This window comes from Corallococcus sp. CA047B (assembly GCF_003612065.1).
In the GTDB taxonomy this organism is placed as follows: Bacteria; Myxococcota; Myxococcia; order Myxococcales; family Myxococcaceae; genus Corallococcus; species Corallococcus praedator.
Map to the genome: position 1 here is coordinate 1 of NZ_RAWD01000585.1, position 2,510 is coordinate 2,510.

General features: G+C 70.1%; 2 protein-coding genes. Both read left to right on the forward strand.

Going from position 1 to position 2,510, the window contains the following annotated elements; translation table 11 throughout:
- On the forward strand, nucleotides 1–771 hold a 771-nt coding region (locus tag D7X74_RS41260; RefSeq protein WP_158622372.1), incomplete at its 5' end, for a DnaJ domain-containing protein.
- A 143-nt stretch (nucleotides 772–914) separates the two neighbouring features.
- A partial coding sequence (locus D7X74_RS41265) for a response regulator (RefSeq protein WP_120538385.1) occupies nucleotides 915–2,510 on the forward strand: 1,596 nt, incomplete at its 3' end.

Genomic DNA, 2,510 nt, shown 5'->3' on the forward strand with positions numbered 1-2,510 from the left:
CAGCCCCTGGAGCCCCCCAAGCCCGACGAGGGCCGGCTCGCGCAGCAGATTGAACAGCGCTACGCGGACATCCAGGCCAAGCGCGACCACTTCCTCGTGCTCGGCGTGCCGCAGGACGCCTCGCGCGACACCGTGAAGGCCGCCTTCCTCAGCCTGGCGAAGCTCTTCCACCCGGACCGGCTGCCCCCGTCGCTGCCCCACCTGGCGCCGAAGATCACCTCCGTCTTCGAGTCCATCCGCGAGGCCTACGAAGTCCTGCACGACGACACGCGCCGCAACAGCTACCTGCAGTCGCTGCAGGGGGCCCAGGCCGCGCCCAAGCCCCCGTCGCAGGCCTCGGCGGGCCGCCCCGGCGCCCCTTCTGCCCGGGGCAACGTGAACGCGGAGGACCTCTTCAAGATGGCGGAGGTCTACTTCCGCAAGCGCGACTTCGTCGCCGCCAACGAACACTACGAGCGCGCGCACACGCTGGACCCCAAGCCCCTGTACCTCGCCGCCCGCGCGTGGGCCATCTACATGGACCCCAGCCGCAAGGCCGACATGGCCCGCGCCAAACAGTGGATGGCGGATGCGGTGCGCGCTGACCCGAACTGTGATCGCGCCCACTACCAGTTGGGCGTCATCGCCCGGGTGGAGAACGACATGGACCGCGCCGAGCGCCACTTCCGCGAGGCCGTGCGCGCCAACCCCAAGCACCTGGAGGCGAACCAGGAGCTGCGGCTCATCGACATGCGCAAGAAGAACCCGCCCAAGAAGGGCCTCTTCCGCTGACCTGCCTGTCCTCCAGGGGGGGAACCGGACGGTTTTCCGGACAGTCCCGCCCATTGACACACCTGGAAAGCGGGCCCGATGCTTGCCCCCACGGGGCGCGTCCGGTGGATCCGCCGCCCCTCCCGTTTTGAAAGGCATGCAACGTGGCCAAGCAGCACCTGCTCCTGGTCGATGGTGACGCGAAGAGCCTGCGCGTGATGGAGGTCAGCCTGAAGAAGGCGGGCTTCTCCGTCACGACGGCGATCCACGGCAAGGATGCGCTGGAGAAGGTCCAGATCAGCCCTCCGGACCTCGTGCTGGCCGACACGAAGATGCCGGAGATGGACGGCTTCGAACTCTGCAAGACGCTCAAGTCCGACGAGCGCTTCAAGTCCATCCCCTTCGTCTTCCTGACGAACCAGAAGTCGGTCGAGTTCAAGGTGCGCGGCCTTGAGCTGGGCAGCGACGACTACCTGACCAAGCCGATCTACATCAAAGAGATCGTCGCCCGCGTGAAGATGATCCTTCAGAAGGCCGAGAAGGAACGCATCGAGAAGCGCGAGACGACCAAGGGCGGCTTCGCGGGCAGCCTCGCCGACATGGGCGTCGTGGACCTGGTCCAGACCTTCGAAATCGGCCGCAAGACGGGCGTCATCTCCATCCAGGGCGAGCGCACCGGCACCGTCTACTTCAAGGAAGGCCGCGTCGTGGACGCGGAGCTGGGCCGGCTCAAGGGCGAGAACGCCTTCTACCGGCTGCTCAACACGTTCGAAGGCCAGTTCGACGTGCAGTTCACCACGTTGGACAGGCCCGAGCGCATCGAGGTCTCCACGCAGGGCCTGCTCATGGAGGGCATGCGCCGGCTCGATGAGTGGGGCCGGATGCTCGAGCAGCTTCCGCCGCTGGAGACGGTCTTCGAGATCGACTACCACCAACTGGCGGACCGCCTGTCGGAGATCCCCGACGAGGTGAACGGCCTGCTGCGCCTGTTCGACGGCAAGCGCGCGCTGTCGCGCGTGGTGGAGGACTCGGACTTCGAGGACCTGGCCGCGCTGGGCATCATCAGCAAGCTGTACTTCGAGGGGCTGATCCGCGAGCTGGGCAACGCGCCGCAGGAGCCGGTGCAGAGCAGCAAGCCCGGCATCGAGCAGTGGCTGAACGCCGCCCCGCCCATCCCGGTGGAGCTCGCGCCCGCGCCCGTCGAAGCGGCCCCCGTGGAAGTCCCGGTGGCCGTGGAGGACGTCCCCCCGGAGCCCGAACCCGTCCCCGTGGCGGAGGCCGCGCCCGTCGAGGACGTGGCGCCCGAGCCGGAACCCGCGCCCGTCGAGGAGTTCGCGCCCGCCGCGGAGGTGGCGTCCACGCCGGCCCCGGCGCAGCCCGCGCAGGTCATCGTCTTCCCGCCGCGCTCGCGTCCCGGTGAAGGCGGCCAGCCACCCGCGTTCGGGCAGGAGGCCGCGGAGCCCGTGGCCCCGCCGCTGTCGCAGGAGGGCTCCTCCTTCCTCGTGGAGCCGCCCCCGGCGCACCGCGCGGTGGATCACGCTCGGCGCAGCCTGCTGCTCGACTGGGGCCGGGTGGACACGGAGGGCCTGAGCGCCTCCAGCACCTGGGGCCCCGGCTCCGTCTGGTCTCCCGCGCCCCGCGCGCCCCTCTCGCCGCAGGGGCCTGCTACCGCCGCCGCGCCGGTGCCGCCTCCTCCCGAGCCGCCGCTCACGAAGGCGCCCATCTTCGGTGGGGCGGCCATCGCGCCCAGCCCCCTGGCC